The organism is Kribbella endophytica (assembly GCF_054781295.1).
Genome location: NZ_BAAGUR010000009.1, coordinates 63,806 through 82,752 on the forward strand (window position 1 = coordinate 63,806; position 18,947 = coordinate 82,752).

The following is an 18,947-nucleotide window of genomic DNA, read 5'->3' on the forward strand; positions in this document are numbered from 1 at the left end:
GACCGATGGATGACCGGACCCTGATCGCGCTGCTCAGCGGCGCGGTGGTCGGCGGCGGGATCCTGCTGCTGATCGTCGCGCTCCGCGGGACCGAGCCGCGCGACGAGACGCCCTCACTGTTCAAACGCAGCCGCAGCGCGGACGGTCGGCGGCAGCTGACCCGGCTCGGCGCCGGCATCGCCGTCGGACTGATCGTCCTGGTGGTGACCCGCTGGCTCGTGCTCGCGGTCGCACTCGGTCTGCTGGCCGCGATGGCCGACCGGTTCTTCGGTGGCACCGGCGAGGAACGCCGCGCGATCGAGCGGCTGGAAGCCCTGGCCACCTGGACCGAGGCGCTGCGCGACACGATCGCCGGCGCGGTCGGCCTGGAGCAGGCGATCCCGGCGACCGCCGTCAACGCGGCGCCGGCGATCAAGCCCGGCCTGAACCTGCTGGTCGACCGGCTCCGCATCCGCGAACCGTTGCCCTCGGCCCTGATGCGGTTCGCCGACGACCTGGACGACCCGTCGGCCGACCTGATCGTGGCCGCCCTCGTACTGAACGCACGGCTGCGCGGCCCCGGTCTGCGCGAGGTGCTGACCGCCCTGGCCGACTCGGCCCGCGAAGAGCTCGACGTACGCCGTAAGGTCGCCGCCGAACGGCGCTCGACCCGGCGTTCGGTCCAGGTCGTCGTCGCGATCACGCTGCTGGTCGCGGCCGCGCTGGTGCTGTTCAACCCGGTCTACGTCCAGCCGTACACGAGCTTCATCGGCCAGTTCGTGCTCTTCCTGGTGATCGCCCTGTACGCCGTTGGGCTGGTCTGGCTGCGCAAGCTGGCCAAGATCGAGGTGCCCGAGCGGTTCCTGATCCGGGCCGACGACAAACGGTCCGCACGGGCCGGCGACGAGCGGATGGAGGTGGTGGGCGGATGACGTGGGCCTTCATCTGTGGCGGTCTGGTCGGCATCGGGGTGTTCCTGCTGGTCCGGATGCTCGTCCGGCCGGCGCCGAACGTGCTGTCCACCATCGCGCGGATCGACGCCGGGCGGGCCGGGTACTCCAGCGGCTCGACCGCGAGCGCGGCGGGGGAGAAGGTGCTCGGCGGGGTCGACAAGGCCCGCGAGACCCTCGGCCGGCGGCTCGAGGCCGAGGCGAACGCGCGCGGCTGGGCGTTCGGCCGGCTGCGCCGCGACCTCGCGGTGATGAACCAGCCGTTCGCGGCGATGCTCGCCACCAAGGTGTTCTTCGCGCTCGGCGCGCTGATCTTCATCCCGGTGGTGCTGTTCGCCGCGTCGTACCTGGGCTTCCCTGCACCGGGCGCGGCCCCCGCCGTGGTCACGCTGGCCGCGATGGCCTTCGCGTTCTTCCTGCCCGACCTGGCGCTGCGCCAGGAGGCCGAGGAACGCCGGCGCGACTTCCGGCACGTGGTCGGCAGCTTCCTCGACCTCGTGGCGATGAACCTGGCCGGCGGCCGCGGGCTGCCCGAAGCGCTGATGACGGCGTCCACGATCGGCGACCACTGGGCGATGGCCCGGATCCGCCAGGCGCTGGCCAACGCTCGTCTGATCGGCATCACCCCGTGGGACGCCATGGCCCGCCTCGGCGAGGACCTCGGCGTCGAGGAGCTCCGCGACCTAGCGTCCGCACTGGCCCTGGCCGGCGACGAAGGCGCCAAGATCCGCGCCTCGCTGCTGTCCCGCGCGGCGTCCCTGCGCCGCAAGGAGCTCGCCGACGTCGAAGGCAAGGCCGGCGAACGCTCCCAGTCCATGCTGGTGGCCCAGCTCGTCATGTGCGCCGCCTTCATGCTCTTCCTCGGCTACCCGGCAGGAGCCGCGATCCTGGGAAGTTAGTGGTGCCGGCGGATCGGGCAAGGGATCCGTCGAGGCAGTTCGGTCGTCGTACCGGGCATACTGAGGCCCGGTTCGGGCTCACGAGTGGGAAAGGCAATCGGATGAACCTGGAAGTGCAGTTCGTGCGCGCGATGGTCGGGTACGCGCTGGCGCGGGCCCACAACCAACGGGCCAAGGCCCGGCGGGGTGAGAGCGAGCTCGGGGCCTCGGCGCTGGAGTGGGCGATCATCTCGGCCATCCTGGTCGCCGCCGCGATCGCCATCGGCGCCGTGGTGAAGGGCGTCATCGACAAGCGCACCGGCGAGATCCAGAAGGGCTGACGCCTTGCCGCAGGGACGCCGGCGCACCACCGCCACCACCGGGCACCGCCTCGCCCGGACCGGCGGAGCCGGCTCGTCCAGGCGGCGCTTCGGCGTACCCGGATCCCGGTCGGAACGAGGTGCCAGCTCCTTGGAGCTGGCCATCCTCGCGCCGACGATCCTGGCCCTGATCTTCGTGTCGATCCAGAGCGCGCTGTGGCTGTACGGCCGCTCGGTCGCCCTGAACGCCGCCCAGGAAGGCGTCTCCCGGTTGCGGATGGTCCAGCCGACGCAGTACTCGCCGGCGATCGGCGAGAAGGTCCGCGTCGACATCGAGGCGTACGCCCAGCAGCTCGCCGGCAACTCCCTCGGCGACGCGAAGGTCGATGCACCGTCGTACAACGACCCTGAAGGCCAGGTCTCCTTCACCGTCACCGGCGAGACCATTTCCCTGGTCCCCGGTCTGAAGCTGACGGTGTCCCGTACGGCGACCGGCCCCATCGAACAGTTCGAAGCGGACGACGGCGAATGAGCGCGCGCAAGAGAAGTGAACGCGGCACGATGGCCCTGGAGATGGTCATCCTCGCCCCCATTCTCCTGATCCTCTTCTTCTTCCTCCTGGCCTGCGGCCGGTACTTCCAGACCTCGTCCCTGCTCGAGAACGCCGCCCGCGACGGCGCCCGTTCCGCCAGCCAGGCACGCGATCTGTCCACCGCCCAGGCCCGCGTCGACCAAGCGGTCGCCCGCACCATGGACCAGGCCGTCGAGTCCTGCAAGACCTCCGCCTCCGGCAGCATCACCACCGGCTTCGTCGCCGGTACGCCGCTGTCGGTCGAGGTCACCTGCACCATCGACTACCGCGACCTCGGCCTCCTCGGCATCGGCGGCGACACCACCATCACCAAGAAGTTCTCCAGCTCCCTCGACCCCTACCGCGGAGTCCGAGATGGCGAGAACCCGTAGCCGCGCGGGCCGAGCGCCCGCCGTACGCCGAACTCTCACGCGGCTGACCGCCTGGTTCCGCATCGATGCCCCCGGCAACGATCGCGGCGCCCTCAGCCCCGCCGTCGTGATCCTCGCCCTGATGATCTTCACCCTCGCAGGCCTCGTCATCGACGGCGGCCGCCAACTGGGCGCCCGCTCGAGAGCCGTCGGCTACGCCCAGGAAGCAGCGCGAGTCGGCGCCGCGACCATCGACCTGAAGGTCGCCGAAGCCAGGATCGACGCCACCAAGGCCAGTACGGCGGTCACCGCGTTCTGCGCCCAGGTCACCGCGAACGACCCGGCCGTCACCGCCTGCGGTACGTCGAAGCTCACCCCTGAGGACCTCGCCGTCGACGTGACGATCAGCAACAAGACCACGTTCCTCGGCATGGTCGGCATCGGAAACCTCGACGCCCACGGCACCGGCGAGGCCCACGCCGAGCAGGGCGTCACCAAGCCGGACGAGACCCAGGAGATCCCGCCGATCTCCGTGATCACCAGGCCCGAGGGACCAGGCGCGCCGACCGAGCCGGCCGAACCGCCCACGATCAGCGTCAGCTGCCCGACCTGGACGGTCGGCGATCCGAAGCCGACGTTGACCATCCCGATCCCGCTGCCGGACAGCTGCACCCCGAACGTGACGCCGAGCCCGACCGACAGTCCCTCGGACAGCCCGACGGACAAGCCGCCGGGAACCCCTCCGACGAAGTCTCCGCCCACCAGTCCTCCCGGTGGGGGTGGCCCGGAACCCACCGCTTTCCCGCGCAACTCCGTGCCCCCGACCGCCGGCTGATGCCGACCCGCCCCGAAGGAGTCTCCGTCGTGCGACGACCGACGCTTCCTGCCGCCGTACTCGCGGTTGCCCTCCTGCTGACCGGATGCGGCGGCGGCGACACCAACAAGGGCACCGTCCCCGAAGGTGTCGACGACTCCGGCTCGACGAGCACGAGCGACACCCCGGGCACTCCCGATCCGTCGGCACCGGGCACGACCACCAAACCCGGTACGCCGGGCAAGACCCCGCCCGGGGCCAAGGCGCAGGTCGTCGTCGTACCGGGGAACTACGCGAACAACCCCGCCGTCCAAGGCCTCGTGGCGAAGTACCCGATCTACTACAAGGCCCGCGTCGACCGGAACGACAGCGTGATCAAGGAGACGTTCCCGGCGTACTTCTACCTGGACGTCACCGACAACATCAAGACCGCCAAGACCCGCGGCTACGTGATGCGGCCGCCGGGCAGCGTGGTCGTGATGAGTGCCGTGAACATCCCGCACGGCCTGGTCCAGCTGAACCTCTGTCTGTCGCAGCGGACGCAGTACTGGAATCCGGCCAAGAAGGCGTGGGTCAAGCCGGCGCCGCAGGGCTATCCGCAGGTGATCCAGATGGTGGAGACCGGACTCGGCTGGTCGATGTACCGCGAGATGCGACCCGCCAAGCCGTTCAGCTGCGCCAAGGTGCGCTTTCCGGCCTAGACCTAATCACGATCGCGCCGCTGTGATGGTGTCACGCACGCTGAGGCGGGCATGATGCTCCCGGGCGGCGATAACCTGCCAGTAGGACAAGACTCAGGAGACAGGATGCGCAACCGGGTGGCCCGAGGCTTCATTGCCCTGAGCACCGTGCTGGCACTGCTACTGGTGGTCCCGGCTGGTACGGCGAGTGCCGACACCAAACACATCGGCGCGGGAACCTGCAACTTGTACGTGAACTCGAACGGGTTCGGCGCGTTCTGCGGATCCGGCTGGCTGGGCACAGCCGCGAGCAACTGGCGCGAGCTCCTCGGCGGCCTGCCGTTCGTTCCGTGCCGCGACTTCGACGTCCCGCCGGGCGTGACCCTGCCTGCCGCGCCGGACGGCAAGGAATGGAAGCTCCGGCTGACGATCGTCGACTACGACCTGCAGTCGGCGGCGCCTCCGGGCGGCGTCAAGGCGCACATCGAGCGCGCGATCATTCCGGTCGGAGCGGCTGAGCGAGGCCAGTGCCCTGTCCTGCAGTACATGGAGAAGTTCTGGTCGACGTTCGACGAGGGCTACCCGCCGCCGGTGCTGCAGGTCAACCCGACCTTCACGCCGCGGGTCAACATCCCGGCCTACTTCGACCTCACGCCGGACAGTGCGTACATCAAGAAGGACTCGTCTATCGCCGTGTACGGCATCGACCAGGACTCCTTGACGATGCGGGGCGTGGTGGGCGAGATCATCGTCGACCCGGGCGACGGCTCGAAGCCGATCGACTGCATCGGTGGCGTCGCTCCGCTGGGTAAGGACGGCTACGACAAGACCAAAGATCCGGACCAGCAGATCAGCAACTGCAAGCACGTGTACAAGCGGTCGAGCGCGACCCAGCCGGACGGCATGTACACGGTCAAGCTGCGGATCCGCTGGGATGTTTCGTACTGGCACACCAATGACGACACCTGGGAGTTCATTGACTCGGCCTGGGTCGACGCGGTGCAGCGGTTGCCTGTGCAGGAAGTGCAGGCTATCGGTGGGTGACGGTGGGGCGATGGAGGGACGACGATGGTGAAGACGACTGATCCGGTGCGGTCGGCGCGGTTGCCGCAGCGGGGGTCGGGGAGTGCGGCGGCCGACCGGCTGAAGGGGTTTGCGTCGCTGCTCGCGGTGCTGGCGATCGTCGGTGGCGTGCCGTACGTGCTGCTGACGTTCTTCGGCAAGCCCTGGCCCGACCAGATGCCCTCGCGGGACGTGCTGTTCAGTGAGCTGAGCATCGAGACGGTGCTGGGCATCATCGGGTTCTTCGTGTGGCTCGCGTGGGCGCACTTCGTGATCTGCCTGATCGCGGAGGCCGTGGCCGAGGTGCGGGGGCACGGGTTGTCGCCGCGGATCCCGCTGGGTGGTGGGTCGCAGACCCTGGCCCGGCGGCTCGTGGCCGGCGTGGTGCTGATCGCGGGCGCGGCGAGCGTGACGCTGCCGGTCGCCAACGCGGTCACGACCAGCGGTGCCTCGCCGAGCTCGATCAGCGTGTCGCAGGGCGGTGACGACTCCGCCTCGACGTACCGGCAGACCGAGAAGCGCAGCACGGTGCTGAGCGGCGGGCACACCGGCGTACGGACCAACAACGACCAGACCGGTCAGGTGGTCAAGTACACCGAGGTCCGCCCGCCGGAGGGGCGCAACTACGACTGCCTGTGGGACATCGCCGAGCGGTACCTGGGCGAGGGTCGTCGCTACAAGGAGATCTACGACCTCAACAAGAACAAGCTGCAGCCCGATGGCCGCCGGCTGACCAACCCGGACCTGATCATGCCGGGCTGGCAGGTCCGCCTGCCCGCCGACGCGAAGGGCCCGGGCGTTCACACGGTCCGCGTCGCGATCGACACCCCGACGCCGGTCCAGCAGGACGACAAGCTGTCGCCGAACACCAAGGACACCAAGGAGAAGGTGACCCCGAAGGTCACCAAGCCGGCGGTGAAGACGTCCACGGACGTGAAGCCGGGCACCGGCACCCGCTGGTTCGAGGAGGAGGGCACCGAGCGGCCGTCCTCGATCTCGATCGGCAGCGACCCCGCCGTCAAGGACACCAAGCCCGCCGATCCGAGCATCGACGTCACTCAGCCCCACGGACCCGGTACGACGGAAGCTCAGCCCGGTGACCCGGTCGCGGGCGGCACCAAGGTGCCGGACGTGGTCGTCGAGTCGGACAGCGGGATCAGCGCGACCGAGGCCGGGATCTACGGTTTCGGGGCGACCCTGCTGGCGGCCGGTCTCGCGGTGGCGCTGAAGCGCCGGCGCGGCTGGGCCCTGGGCCCTGGCCCGAAGGCGGCGTCCGGGCGGCAGACCGAGATCAACCTGCGGCTGGCGGCTGACGTACCGACCGCGCAGTTCGTGGACAACTCGCTGCGCCAGCTGGGCGCGAGCATGACCGAGGCGAACCGGATGATGCCGGTCGTCGTGGCCGCGCTCGTCACCGACCGGGCGCTGACGCTGGTGCTGGAGCCGGGGGAGAACCAGGCCCCGCCGCCCGCGCCGTGGCAGGTCATCGCCGACGGGCGCCGCTGGGTGCTGCGCCGGGCGTACGCGCCGACGAGCGACGTGACCGCGCCTTCGCCGTACCCGACGCTGGTGACCATCGGCCGGAACGCCGACGGCGCCACCGTGCTGGTCGACCTCGACGCCGCGCGGGGTGTGGTCAGCTTCGGCGGTGTCACCAACGCGTCCCGCGACGTGGTCGGGTCGCTGGCGGCCGAGCTGGCTACCAACCTGTGGTCCGAGGGCGCGCACGTGAGCATGGTGGGCTTCGGTGACGACCTGTCGTCGCTGGCCCCGGCCCGGTTGAGCTACTGGACCCGGCTGGAGGACGCGCTGCAGGAGGTCACCCGGCGTACCGACAACCAGGTGCAAGCCTGTGCCCGCCGCGATGCCGACTCGGTCGCGACTGCCCGGATGGCGCACCCCGACGCGATGCTGTGGGGCGCGGAGATCATCTTCGTGTCCGCTCCGCCCTCGCTGGAGGAGCAGCAGCGGCTGGGCCGCCTGGCGGCCGACCCGAAGCGCTGCGTCGCGGTGGTCGTCGTCGGTGACGTGCTGGACGCTCCCTGGCGGTTCGTCGTGGACGAGAAGAACCAGGCGGTCTGCCGCCTGCTCGGCCTCGAGGTCGATGCCCACAGCATCAACCCGACCCAGTTCGCGGACCTGGTCGCGCTGTTCGAGACGGCCGAGTCGGAGGCGCGGGACAAGCGCCGGACGGAGCAGGACATGCCGGCGTACGAGTTCTCCTCGATGGACCTGAGCCAGGCCGCGCCGGTCGAGGTCGACCTGCTCGGACCGGTCGAGGTCGACGCGCGGGGGCCGATCGACCCGGGCCGCGTGCAGCTGGCGACCGAGATCGTGGCGTTCCTGGCCGGCCAGGACTACGGCGTCCACCCGAACGTGCTGGCGGGCTCCATCTGGCCGCGTGGCATCAGCGACGAGCTGCGGAACTCGGCCCTCGAGCACACCCGCCAGTGGGTCGGTGTCGATGCCATGTACGCCGACGAGTCCGGCCGCTGGATGCTGAACCGCAGCGTCGTACGGGTCGACTGGGACGTGTTCCGGACGCTGGCCAAGCAGGCCGAGCTGATGGACGACCCGCGTCAGCCGCTGTCGACGGCGCTCAGCCTGGTGCACGGCCAGGCCTGGTCCGGGCTGCCCGCCGGTCGGTACTCGTGGCTCGCCGCGGCCGGCATCGAGCGGCGGATGGCCGAGTCGGTCGTCGACGCGGCGCTCAAGCTGGCCGAGGCCAGCCTGCGCCACAACGACGGCAACCTGGCCCGCACGGCGCTCCAGACCGGTCTGAGCTTCGCCCCGGCGTCCGAGGAGCTGTGGCGCGCGACCCTGCGCCTGGCGTCCCACTTCGGTACGACGGACGACGTCACGGTGATCGCCGGCCAGATGTACACGGCCCTGTCCAAGCACGGTGGCCCCCGCGGCGCCGAGGCCGAGACCGACGCCCTCGTCGACGAGCTCCTCCCGGGCTACCGCCGCCCGGCGGCCGTCGCCTAGTAGGCCAGTACGCCGTACGCATGCGAAAGGCCCGCTCCCCTCGGGGAGCGGGCCTTTCGTCGTACAGGCGTCAGAGGCTCTGGGCGCCCCAGGTGTCGCACGCGCTCATGTCGCCGGAGTCCATGCCGGTGCGGAACCAGCGCTGGCGCTGCTCGGCGGTACCGTGGCTGAAGTTCTCCGGGGTGACGCGGCCCTGGGTCTTCTGCTGGATCCGGTCGTCGCCGACGGCCGCGGCCGCGTCGAGACCACGGTCGATGTCGTCGTCGGTCAGGCCCTCGATGAACGTGTCGCCCTGGGCGTCCTTGGCGGTGGTGGCGTGGTTGGTCCAGATCCCGGCCAGGCAGTCGGCCTGCAGCTCGGAGCGGACCGAGTCCGACGTCGGTCCCTCCCGGGTCTTGATCCGGTCCAGGTAGCCGTACAGGTTCTGGATGTGGTGGCCGTACTCGTGCGCGACCACGTACGCCTCGGCGAAGTTGCCGCCCTTGGCCCCGAGCTCGGTCTGCAGCGTCTGGAAGAAGCCGATGTCGAGGTAGACCCGGTGGTCGGGCGGGCAGTAGAACGGCCCGACCGCGCTCGAGGCAGCGCCGCAGCCGGTGTTCACCTGGCCGCCGAAGACGCGCATCGGCGCCTTGACGTACTTCTTGCCGCGGCGGGGGAGCTCGGCGGCCCAGAAGCCCTCGATCGAGTTCTGGTAGAAGACGAAGCGGCAGTCCTCGTTGTTCGCGAGGTCGGTGCCCTTCTTGCAGGAGTCGAGGTTGCCCGCGGCGGTGTTGCGGACGGTGGGCTCCTCGGAGCCGCCGCCGCCCACGCCGGGGATTCCACCGTTCAGCAGGAGGATGACCACGAGCAGGATCAGGCCGCCGATGCCGCCGCCGACCGGGATCCCCATCCCGCCGGGCAGCAGACCGCCGCCACCGCCCCCGCTGCCGCGGGTGTCCTCCACACCGCTGGTGTCCAAGTCGGCGTCCGGATTGAATTTCACAGCAACTACACTAGACCTGGACACACAGTAGAGGCCGCCTCGTGACGTGGCGTCGCCGACGCGTGTCCCACCCCTGCCACCCGACTTTGAGGACCCCTGCGCCGCCATGATCACCGCCACAGACGTCGAGGTCCGCGTCGGGGCCCGGCAGTTGCTCGCGCCGGCGTCCTTCCGGGTGGGTCCCGGCGACAAGGTCGGTCTGGTCGGGCGCAACGGCGCCGGCAAGACGACGCTGACCAAGATCCTGGCCGGTGAGGGCCTGCCGGCCAGCGGTTCGGTCAACTCCTCGGGCGAGATCGGCTACCTCCCGCAGGACCCGCGGACCGGCGACCTCGCCGTACTGGCCCGTGACCGGATCCTGTCCGCGCGCGGTCTCGACGAGGTCGTACGCCGGATGCGCAACGCCGAGAAGCAGATGGCCAGCTCGGACGACAAGACCCGCGAGAAGGGCATGCGCCGGTACGAGCGCGCCGAGGCCGACCTGCACGCCGCCGGCGGGTACGCCGCGGAGTCCGAGGCCGCCCGGATCGCGGCGAACCTCGGGCTGCCGGACCGCGTCCTCGGCCAGCCGCTGAACACGCTGTCAGGTGGTCAGCGCCGCCGTGTCGAGCTGGCCCGGATCCTGTTCGCGCAGGCCGAGACGCTGCTGCTGGACGAGCCGACCAACCACCTGGACGCCGACTCGATCGTCTGGCTGCGCGACTTCCTCAAGCAGTACGCCGGCGGCGTGATCATGATCAGCCACGACGTGAACCTGCTCGAGGAGACCGTCACCCGGGTCTTCCACCTGGACGCGAACCGGGCCGAGATCGACGTCTACAACGTCGGCTGGAAGGCGTACCTGACCCAGCGCGAGACCGACGAGCGCCGCCGTAAGCGCGAGCGGGCGAACGCGGAGAAGAAGGCCTCGCAGCTGGTCGACCAGGCCAACAAGATGCGCGCGAAGGCGACCAAGGCGACCGCGGCCCAGGGCATGCTGAAGCGTGCCGAGAAGCTGATGGCCTCGCTCGAGGACGTCCGCGCCTCCGACCGCGTCGCGAAGATCGCGTTCCCGACGCCGGCGCCGTGCGGCAAGACGCCGTTGATGGCCAAGGAACTGTCCAAGTCGTACGGGTCGCTCGAGATCTTCACCGACGTCGATTTGGCGATCGACCGCGGCTCGCGCGTCGTCGTACTGGGCCTCAACGGCGCAGGCAAGACGACGCTGCTGCGAGTGCTGTCCGGGGTCGAGAAGTCCGACACCGGCGAGGTGCTCGACGGGCACGGGCTCAAGCTCGGGTACTACGCGCAGGAGCACGAGACGCTCGACGTCAACCGGACCGTCCTGGAGAACATGAAGTCCGCGGCCCCGGAGCTCAACGAGACGCAGGCGCGCTCGGTGCTCGGCGCGTTCCTGTTCAGCGGGGACGACGCCGACAAGCCGGCCAGCGTGCTGTCGGGTGGCGAGAAGACCCGGCTCGCGCTGGCGACGCTGGTCGTCTCGGCGGCGAACGTGCTGCTGCTCGACGAACCGACCAACAACCTGGACCCCGCCTCGCGCGCCGAGGTGCTGAACGCGATCCGTTCGTACACGGGCGCGATCGTGCTGGTCACCCACGACGAAGGCGCCGTCGAGGCGCTCGAGCCGGAGCGCGTGCTGCTGCTCCCGGACGGCGTCGAGGACCTGTGGACGAACGAGTACGCCGACCTGGTGTCGCTGGCCTGAGACGTTTTCCACAGCCGATCAGGACGCCCCGAAAACGGGGGTCCGTTCCCGTATGTTCTTGGGCATGGAGAACAACGGACTGCGGTTGACGGTGGACGGACCGGTCGCGCGAGTGGTGCTCGACCGGCCGGAGGTGCGGAACGCGCAGACGCCCCGGATGTGGCGGGCGCTTGCGGAGTTCGGGGCAGCCCTGCCCGCGGACGTGCGGGTCGTTGTCGTGTCGGGGGAGGGGCCGTCGTTCTCGGCGGGCCTCGACCGGGCGCTGATGACGGCCGAGCCGGTCGAGGGCGACGAGCCGTTGCTCGCGCTCGGGACCAAGCCGGTCGACGAGGTGCACCAGACGATCGCCGAGATCCAGGCCGGGTTCTCCTGGTTGCGCAAGCCCGAGATCATCAGCATCGCGGCGGTTCAGGGCCATGCTGTCGGCGCGGGGTTCCAGCTGGCGCTGGCCTGCGACCTGAGGGTGCTGGCGCCGGACGCCAAGTTCAGCATGCGGGAGCCCGCGCTCGGGCTGGTGCCTGATCTCGGTGGGACGCAGCCGTTGGTGCAACTCGTGGGGTACTCGCGGGCACTGGAGATCTGTGCGACCAGCCGGTGGGTCGAGGCGGCCGAGGCCAAGGAGATCGGGCTGGCCAACATCGTCGTACCGGCCGAGGAGCTGGAAGGCACGGTGAAGGACCTGACCGATGCACTGCTGACGCCGCTTGTGGATGCGATCCGAGAGACGAAGGCGCTGCTGCTGGGTGCTGCGGATCGCTCCTACCAGGAGCAGTTGAAGGCCGAGCGCGAGGCTCAGCAGCGGCGGCTGGCGGCGCTGGCTTCCTACCTCAGCTGACCGGATCGGGAAGGAACGGCTGACCTGGAGTGTTGTTGAGGTCGACGGGTGGAGGACGGGGAGGAGCCGGATGAGTGCAGGGATGATGCAAGGGGGCCGCGGCGGCGCGGGGAGTTGGCGCCGGCAGGACGCGTCGGTCGTCAACCAGAAGCTGGCGAAGGGCACGGTCAAGCGGATCGTGCGGTTCGCGCGGCCGTTCCGGTGGCAGATCACGGTGTTCCTGGTGCTGGTGGTGGTGTCGGCGTTCCTGGTGATCGCCTCGCCGTTGCTGTTCAAGAAGATCGTCGACGACGGCATCAGCAAGGGCAACGCCGGCCTGGTGACCGGCCTGGCCCTGCTGGTCGCGCTGCTCGCGATCGTGGAGGCCGGTCTCGGCCTGGTCCAGCGCTGGTACTCGGCGCAGATCGGTGAGGGACTGATCTTCGACCTGCGGACCAAGGTGTTCGGGCACGTGCAGAAGATGCCGGTGGCGTTCTTCACCCGCACGCAGACCGGTGCGCTGGTCTCCCGGCTCAACACCGACGTGATCGGTGCCCAGCAGGCTTTCACCTCGACGCTGTCCGGCGTCGTCTCGAACATCATCAGCCTGATCCTCGTGATCGGCGCGATGCTCCTGCTGAGCTGGCAGCTGACGCTGGTCGCGATCCTGCTGCTGCCGGTCTTCCTGGTCCCGGCCCGGGTTCTCGGGCGACGGCTGGCCGCTTTGACGCGCGAGCAGATGCAGCTCAACGCGGACATGTCGACGGCGATGACCGAGCGGTTCAGCGTCGGTGGCGCGCTGCTGGTGACGCTCTTCGGCCGGCCCTCATCGGAGAACGCAGAGTTCGGCGAGCGCGCTGGACGCGTCCGCGACCTGGGGATCAGGACCGCGATGCTCGGGCGGGTCTTCTTCACCGCACTGACTCTGGTCGCCTCGCTGGCGACCGCACTGGTGTACGGCGTCGGCGGCAACCTCGCCGTCCGGGACACGCTGACCATCGGCACGCTGCTGGCGCTGGTCGCGTTGCTCGGCCGGCTGTACGGGCCGCTGACCGCGCTCTCCAACGTACGGGTCGACGTGATGACCGCGCTGGTCTCGTTCGAGCGGGTCTTCGAGGTGCTCGACCTCGAGCCGATGATCCAGGACCGGCCGGACGCGAAGCCGCTGCCGGACGACGTCTCCGCGTCGGTGACGTTCGACGAGGTCGCCTTCGCGTACCCGACCGCCGATCAGGTCTCGCTCGCGAGCCTGGAGTCGGTCGCCGTGCTGGACAAGCGTGCATCGTCGCAGGTGCTGCACGACGTGAGCTTCACGGTCGAGCCGGGCCACATGGTTGCGCTGGTCGGTCCTTCGGGAGCCGGCAAGACGACGATCACCAACCTGGTCGCTCGGCTGTACGACGTGACCGGGGGAGCCGTGCGGGTCGGCGGGCACGACGTCCGCGAGGTGACGCTCGAGTCGCTGCACGACGCGATCGGGTACGTCACACAGGACGCACACATGTTCCACGACACGATCCGGGCCAACCTGGTCTACGCCAAGCCGGACGCGACCGAGGACGAGATGATCGAGGCGCTGGACTCGGCGCAGGTGTGGGACCTGGTCTCCACGCTGCCCGACGGTCTCGACACGGTCGTCGGCGACCGCGGCCACCGGCTGTCCGGTGGTGAGCGGCAGCGGCTGGCGATCGCCCGGTTGCTGCTGAAAGCGCCGCACATCGTCGTACTGGACGAGGCGACGGCTCACCTGGACTCGGAGTCCGAGGTCGCTGTGCAGCGAGCTCTCGACACCGCGCTGGAAGGCCGGACGTCGCTGGTCATCGCCCACCGGCTCTCCACGGTCCGCAACGCCGACGAGATCCTGGTCGTCGACCAGGGCACGATCGTCGAGCGCGGGACCCACGAGCAGCTGCTGGCGCTGAACGGTGAGTACGCCGATCTCTACCGGACCCAGTTCGCGGAGACGCCTGCGGCTGTGTAGACGTCCACCCTCCGGGTACCTGCCGAAGCACAGACCTATCAGCGGCCATACTGTTGATAGGAAACGGCATTGTCCTGACGTGAGGGAAGGACTTCGGGATGATCAAGTACGCACTGGTCCTGGGCGCGGGCTACACCGGTTTCAGGCTGGCCTACAACTCCGAGGACGGCGTCCACTACGGCAAGGTCGGCGACCAGACACTCCGCCGAGGCCTGTCCCTCTTCTTCGCCGCCCTCGCCGCCGGCCTAACGTACGCCGCCGTAATGCTCCACTGAGCTGGCTGCTCCAACCGGCTCGGTGAAGCTGCGTGGGCCGCCAGCTCACCGAGCGCTTGAGCGGCTAGCTCACCGAGCGAGTGAGCGGCCAGCTCACCCAGCGGCTGAGCGGGTCAGTTCACGCGGCCCTGAGCGGTCAGCTCACCCAGCGGTTGAGCGGGTCAGTTCACGCGGCCCTGAGCGGTTAGTTCAGCCAGCGTAGGGCGGCGTCTGCGCAGTCGTCGGGGGTGCTGTTGAAGGCGATCGCGGCGGTGGGGGCATGTAGGCGCGCGAGATTGACCACCTGCTCGAACAGCTCCAGCAACGGCTCGTGCTTCCGGATGCCGCCGCCGACGACCACGCACTCGTAGGTGCTGTTGGTCAGCGCCTCGATCACCGCCTGCTCGGGATGGTCGTCCGGTGCGATCAAGCACCAGTCAGCGGTCAGTCCGAGCTCGTCGAAGCGCTCCCGCCCGCGAGCCATCGCCGCGAGCACCGGCTCTGGATCCCAACCGTCGAGCTTGGCGGGATCTAGGCCGATGACCAGTACGCGGGCGGCTCCTCCGGCTGCCTTGTCCACGCCGCCGGCTTCGCCGCCGCCCTGATGCTGCACCGGGGTTCTACTTCTTCGCCTTCTCCGGGTCGTGTTCGAGCAGGTGGAGGACCGGGACGCCGAGGTGGCGGCGGGCGGTGTTGGTCCAGTCGAGGTGGAAGAACTCGGCGACGATGTGCGGGCGGGTCAGGATGATGACCTCCTGACCCTTGACCTTGTCGACCGTCGCCGTCAGGGCGTCGATCGGGCGGTCGTGCGAGATCCCGCCGACGGCGTCGTGGCCCAGGTCGCGCAGCCGCTGGACGCTGCGCCCCGTGCAGTCGCGCGCCTCGCTGTCGATCGCCTTCTGCGCCTCGGCCAGTTCCTCGCGTTGATCGATCAGCCCGGTGCCGTACAGGTCGGCCGTTCCGAGGGCGCTGATCGACGCCTCGACGCCCGCCTCGGCGTTGTGGCACGGCACGAGCACGTGGTACTTCACGGGCTCGGGCATGTCCTGGTGCAGCTCGGCCACCCGGTGGGCGTCCTCCTGCGACAACTCCTGCTCGACAAGCAGTACGACGTCGTACATCGCGGTACCTCCGGTCGCTACCGTTCGGTATACCTCCATCATGCCCCGTCCGCGGGCAGAATGGCCGCATGCAGCTACCCGTGGTTCCCCCGGTCAAGCCGATGCTCGCCAAGGCCGTCAAGCAGATGCCGGACGGCGAGGTGAGCTTCGAGCCGAAGTGGGACGGGTTCCGCTCCATCATCTTCCGCGACGGCGACGAGGTCGAGATCGGCAGCCGTAACGAGAAGCCGATGACCCGGTACTTCCCCGAGCTGGTCGAGGCGATCAAAGCGAACCTGCCCGAGCGCTGCGTGGTCGACGGCGAGATCGTGGTCGTCGGCGGGTCCGGTGACCGGCTCGACTTCGAGGTGCTGCAGCAGCGGATCCACCCGGCGGCGTCGCGGGTGAAGATGCTGTCCGAGACCACGCCGGCGCGGTTCGTCGCGTTCGACTTGCTCGCGCTCGGTGACGAGGACTACACGCAGCGACCGTTCGTCGAACGTCGTACGGCGTTGGAGAAGGCGCTCGCTCCGGCCAAGACGCCGATCCATCTGACCCGGACGACGACCGACAAGGCGCTGGCGACCGAGTGGTTCCACCAGTTCGAGGGCGCGGGCCTGGACGGCGTGATCGCGAAGCCGCTGGACGGGCTGTACGAGCCGGACAAGCGGACCATGTTCAAGATCAAGCACGAGCGGACTGCCGACTGCGTTGTGGCGGGCTACCGCGTGCACAAGAGCGGCCCGAACCGGATCGGCTCGCTGCTGCTCGGGCTGTTCAACGACGAGGGCGTGCTGGCGAGCGTCGGGGTGATCGGAGCGTTCCCGATGGCGCGGCGCGAGGAACTGTTCGAGGAAATGCAGGAGCTGGTCACGGACTTCGACAACCATCCGTGGGCCTGGGCGAAGCAGGAGGAGGGCAACCGGACTCCCCGCAACGCCGAGGGCAGCCGCTGGCAGGCCGGCAAGGACCTGAGCTTCGTCCCGCTCCGCCCGGAGCGTGTCGTCGAGGTCCGCTACGACCACATGGAAGGCGTCCGCTTCCGGCACACCGCGCAGTTCGTCCGCTGGCGCGACGACCGTACGCCGGAGTCCTGCACGTACGACCAACTCGAAGAACCCGTGAAGTTCGCCCTCGACGACGTCCTGGGTTAACCCACGACCTTTGCCACCAGGCTGCTGACGCTGTCCGGGGTCAGGCCGAGGCCCGGGAACGAGGCGATGCTGCTGATCGGGAAGTTGCCGATCATCTTCAGCAGGTCGGGACTCGCGAGGATGCCCTGCGGGTTGCCGTTGGCATCGACTCCGATCAGCTCTCGTAGTGCAGCGGCGCCGGCCGGGTGTTCCAGCCATTCCTCGAGCGTCGCCATCTCGTCGAGCCGGGGGAGCAGCGGCGGTGCGTCGATGTCGACGGTGGTCGTGAGCCGCAGGTCGCGCGAGGATGCGCCGACGGCGAACTCGAAATCGCCACCCTCGACGACCCACCGACCGTGTTGCGTCGACCAGTACGAGAGGTCGCGGGCGGTAAGGGTGAAGTTGACGTCGATACTTTCGCCCGGCGCGAGGGAGACCTTCGCGAAGCCCTTCAGTTCGCGCACCGGACGCCGGACCTGCGCGACCGGATCGCCGACGTACAGCTGCACGACCTCCTGGCCGGCGCGGTCGCCGGTGTTGGTCACCCTGCAGTTGAGGTTGACCCCAAGGTCGTCTTCAACAGTCACCGTCAGATCGGCGTACGCGAAGCTCGTGTACGACAGGCCGTGGCCGAACGGGTAGCTGACCTCGCGCGCGACCGCGTCGTACCCGCGGTACCCGACGAACACACCTTCGCCGTACCGGACCTGCCCGTGCTCGCCGGGGAAGTTGAGGTACGCCGGGGTGTCCTCGATCCGCAGCGGCAACGTCTCGGCGAGCCGGCCGGACGGGTTGACCTTGCCGAGCAGCACGTCGGCCACCGCGCCGCCCGATGCTTGGCCGGCGAGCCAGCACTCGACGATTGCCGCCGCTTGCTGTTCCCACGGCGCGAGCCGGACGGCCGAGCCGTTGCTGAGTACGACGACCACGCGCGTATTCACGGCCGCCAGGCGGTCGAGAAGGGCGAGCTGGTTCGCGGGCAGGTCGAGGTGAGTGCGGTCGAAGCCCTCGGACTCCTCCACAGCGGGCAGTCCGAGGAAGAGGAGCACGTGAGATGAGCGCTCCGCGAGCGCAACAGCCTCGTCGGTCAGCTCAGCGTCGTCGCTGTCGGAAGCGAACCCAGCGGCGAACTCCAGCGGGACCTCGGATGGGAGCGCAGCCCGGAGCTCGTCGAAGGCGTTCTCCACGCGGGTCGGATTCACCTGCGAGCTGCCGGCGCCCTGGTAGCGCGCGGTCCGAGCGAACTCGCCGATCACCGCGACCAACTCACCAGCAGCCGGCTCCAACGGCAGAGCGTCGTCGTTCTTCAGCAACACGATGCTGTTGGCGGCCGCCTCCCGCGCGAGCGCGTGGTGCCCGTCGACGTCGAAGGTCCCCGACTCGGAGGTGGTCGCCTCTGGTGCTGCTGCCTCCGCTGCCGGAGTCGCACCCGTGGCGGCAGGACCCGTGGCACGCGCTGCCAGGCGGAGTACTCGCTCTACTGCCTTGTCCAGGACTGCTTCGTCCAGTTCGCCCGAGGCCACGGTTGCGACGATTGCTGCATCGCTGATGCCGAGCTTGGGTGGCATCTCCAGGTCGAGCCCGGCCGCAAGCGACGCCACTCGGTTGTGGACGGCACCCCAGTCGGACATCACCAGACCGTCGAAGCCCCACTCTTCACGTAGTACCTCGGTGAGCAGCCAGTGGTTTTCCGACGCGTGTACGCCGTTGAGGCGGTTGTACGAGCACATCACCGTCCACGGCCGCGCGCTGCGCACCACGCGTTCGAAGCCGGCCAGGTAGATCTCCCGTAGCGTCCGCTCGTCGACCTCGGCACTCACTCGCAACCGATCGGTTTCCTGGTTGTTCGCCGCGAAGTGCTTGAGGGAAGCGCCGACACCCTGGCTCTGCAACCCGTCGACCAGCGCCGCGCCCAGCACGCCGGAGACCAGGGGATCCTCGGACAGGTACTCGAAGTTCCGTCCGCAGAGCGGCGACCGCTTGATGTTGATCCCCGGGCCGAGCACCACCGCGACACCCTGAGCGCGCGCCTCGACGCCGATCGCCGCGCCGACCCGCCGTACGAGGTCGAAGTCCCACGACGAACCCAGCGCGCTCGCCGTCGGGAAGCAGGTCGCCGGCAGGCTCCCGCCGATCCCGACATGGTCGCCTTCGTCCGGCTGCCGCCGCAGTCCGTGCGGGCCGTCCGCCAGCATCACCGCCGGTACGCCGAGCCGCTCCACTGCCGCGGTATGCCAGAAGTCCGACCCCAGACACAGCGCCGCCTTCTCCTCGACCGTCAGCTGTCCCAGGATCTTCGCCTCGTCAACCATCTGCTCAGCTAACCACCTCCACCCCACCCACGACGGGACACGAGTCGAGAGGG

Annotated in this window: 18 protein-coding genes; 14 read left to right on the forward strand and 4 right to left on the reverse strand. The window is 69.4% G+C overall.

What is annotated here, in order from left to right; translation table 11 throughout:
• Window positions 1-5 precede the first annotated feature (5 nt).
• From ACYVIO_RS42495 to ACYVIO_RS42535, 9 genes are all read left to right on the forward strand, one after another.
• Window positions 6-911, forward strand: coding sequence for a type II secretion system F family protein (locus tag ACYVIO_RS42495; RefSeq protein WP_460656707.1), 906 nt, complete (start codon window positions 6-8; stop codon window positions 909-911).
• Window positions 908-1,828, forward strand: a complete 921-nt coding sequence (locus ACYVIO_RS42500; protein ID WP_460656708.1) for a type II secretion system F family protein — start codon at window positions 908-910, stop codon at window positions 1,826-1,828. The genes ACYVIO_RS42495 and ACYVIO_RS42500 overlap by 4 nt, the downstream gene beginning before the upstream one ends.
• Window positions 1,829-1,929: 101 nt before the next feature.
• Entirely contained in the window at window positions 1,930-2,148 is a 219-nt protein-coding gene (locus ACYVIO_RS42505; protein ID WP_344171457.1) for a hypothetical protein, read from the forward strand.
• Between the two features lie 130 nt (window positions 2,149-2,278).
• Complete coding sequence (locus ACYVIO_RS42510; RefSeq protein WP_460656709.1) at window positions 2,279-2,659, forward strand: TadE family protein; 381 nt, start codon at window positions 2,279-2,281, stop codon at window positions 2,657-2,659.
• A complete protein-coding gene (locus tag ACYVIO_RS42515) occupies window positions 2,656-3,090 on the forward strand; it encodes a TadE/TadG family type IV pilus assembly protein (RefSeq protein WP_460656710.1) in 435 nt (144 codons plus the stop codon). The genes ACYVIO_RS42510 and ACYVIO_RS42515 overlap by 4 nt, the downstream gene beginning before the upstream one ends.
• Window positions 3,074-3,904: a TadE/TadG family type IV pilus assembly protein gene (locus ACYVIO_RS42520; protein WP_460656711.1), complete on the forward strand. Its 831-nt coding sequence runs from the start codon at window positions 3,074-3,076 to the stop codon at window positions 3,902-3,904. Before ACYVIO_RS42515 ends, ACYVIO_RS42520 begins: the two co-directional genes overlap by 17 nt.
• Window positions 3,905-3,933: 29 nt before the next feature.
• Complete coding sequence (locus tag ACYVIO_RS42525; protein WP_460656712.1) at window positions 3,934-4,584, forward strand: hypothetical protein; 651 nt, start codon at window positions 3,934-3,936, stop codon at window positions 4,582-4,584.
• A 105-nt stretch (window positions 4,585-4,689) separates the two neighbouring features.
• Entirely contained in the window at window positions 4,690-5,607 is a 918-nt protein-coding gene (locus ACYVIO_RS42530; protein WP_460656713.1) for a hypothetical protein, read from the forward strand.
• 24 nt (window positions 5,608-5,631) lie between these two features.
• A complete protein-coding gene (locus ACYVIO_RS42535) occupies window positions 5,632-8,613 on the forward strand; it encodes a hypothetical protein (protein WP_460656714.1) in 2,982 nt (993 codons plus the stop codon).
• A 70-nt stretch (window positions 8,614-8,683) separates the two neighbouring features.
• Here ACYVIO_RS42535 and ypfJ read toward each other — a convergent pair whose 3' ends face one another.
• Complete coding sequence (gene ypfJ / locus ACYVIO_RS42540; RefSeq protein WP_460656715.1) at window positions 8,684-9,595, reverse strand: KPN_02809 family neutral zinc metallopeptidase; 912 nt, start codon at window positions 9,593-9,595, stop codon at window positions 8,684-8,686.
• A 106-nt stretch (window positions 9,596-9,701) separates the two neighbouring features.
• Here ypfJ and abc-f point away from each other — a divergent pair, with 106 nt between their 5' ends.
• The 4 genes from abc-f (at window position 9,702) to ACYVIO_RS42560 (ending at window position 14,370) form a co-directional block, all read left to right on the forward strand.
• Window positions 9,702-11,300, forward strand: a complete 1,599-nt coding sequence (gene abc-f, locus ACYVIO_RS42545) for a ribosomal protection-like ABC-F family protein (RefSeq protein WP_460656716.1) — start codon at window positions 9,702-9,704, stop codon at window positions 11,298-11,300.
• Window positions 11,301-11,364: 64 nt separating this feature from the next.
• Entirely contained in the window at window positions 11,365-12,135 is a 771-nt protein-coding gene (locus ACYVIO_RS42550; protein WP_460656717.1) for an enoyl-CoA hydratase/isomerase family protein, read from the forward strand.
• 70 nt (window positions 12,136-12,205) lie between these two features.
• Entirely contained in the window at window positions 12,206-14,095 is a 1,890-nt protein-coding gene (locus ACYVIO_RS42555; RefSeq protein WP_460656718.1) for an ABC transporter ATP-binding protein, read from the forward strand.
• A 98-nt stretch (window positions 14,096-14,193) separates the two neighbouring features.
• On the forward strand, window positions 14,194-14,370 hold the full coding sequence (locus ACYVIO_RS42560) for a hypothetical protein (RefSeq protein ID WP_460656719.1): 177 nt from the start codon (window positions 14,194-14,196) through the stop codon (window positions 14,368-14,370).
• A gap of 184 nt (window positions 14,371-14,554) precedes the next feature.
• Here ACYVIO_RS42560 and ACYVIO_RS42565 read toward each other — a convergent pair whose 3' ends face one another.
• Window positions 14,555-14,962: a hypothetical protein gene (locus ACYVIO_RS42565; RefSeq protein WP_460656720.1), complete on the reverse strand. Its 408-nt coding sequence runs from the start codon at window positions 14,960-14,962 to the stop codon at window positions 14,555-14,557.
• Window positions 14,963-14,969: 7 nt separating this feature from the next.
• Window positions 14,970-15,470, reverse strand: a complete 501-nt coding sequence (locus tag ACYVIO_RS42570; RefSeq protein ID WP_460656721.1) for a hypothetical protein — start codon at window positions 15,468-15,470, stop codon at window positions 14,970-14,972.
• A 68-nt stretch (window positions 15,471-15,538) separates the two neighbouring features.
• Here ACYVIO_RS42570 and ACYVIO_RS42575 point away from each other — a divergent pair, with 68 nt between their 5' ends.
• A complete protein-coding gene (locus ACYVIO_RS42575) occupies window positions 15,539-16,603 on the forward strand; it encodes an ATP-dependent DNA ligase (RefSeq protein ID WP_460656722.1) in 1,065 nt (354 codons plus the stop codon).
• On the opposite strand, the gene ACYVIO_RS42580 is transcribed toward ACYVIO_RS42575, so the two are convergent.
• Window positions 16,600-18,894, reverse strand: coding sequence for a glycoside hydrolase family 3 C-terminal domain-containing protein (locus ACYVIO_RS42580; RefSeq protein ID WP_460656723.1), 2,295 nt, complete (start codon window positions 18,892-18,894; stop codon window positions 16,600-16,602). The genes ACYVIO_RS42575 and ACYVIO_RS42580 overlap by 4 nt on opposite strands.
• Window positions 18,895-18,947 lie beyond the last annotated feature (53 nt).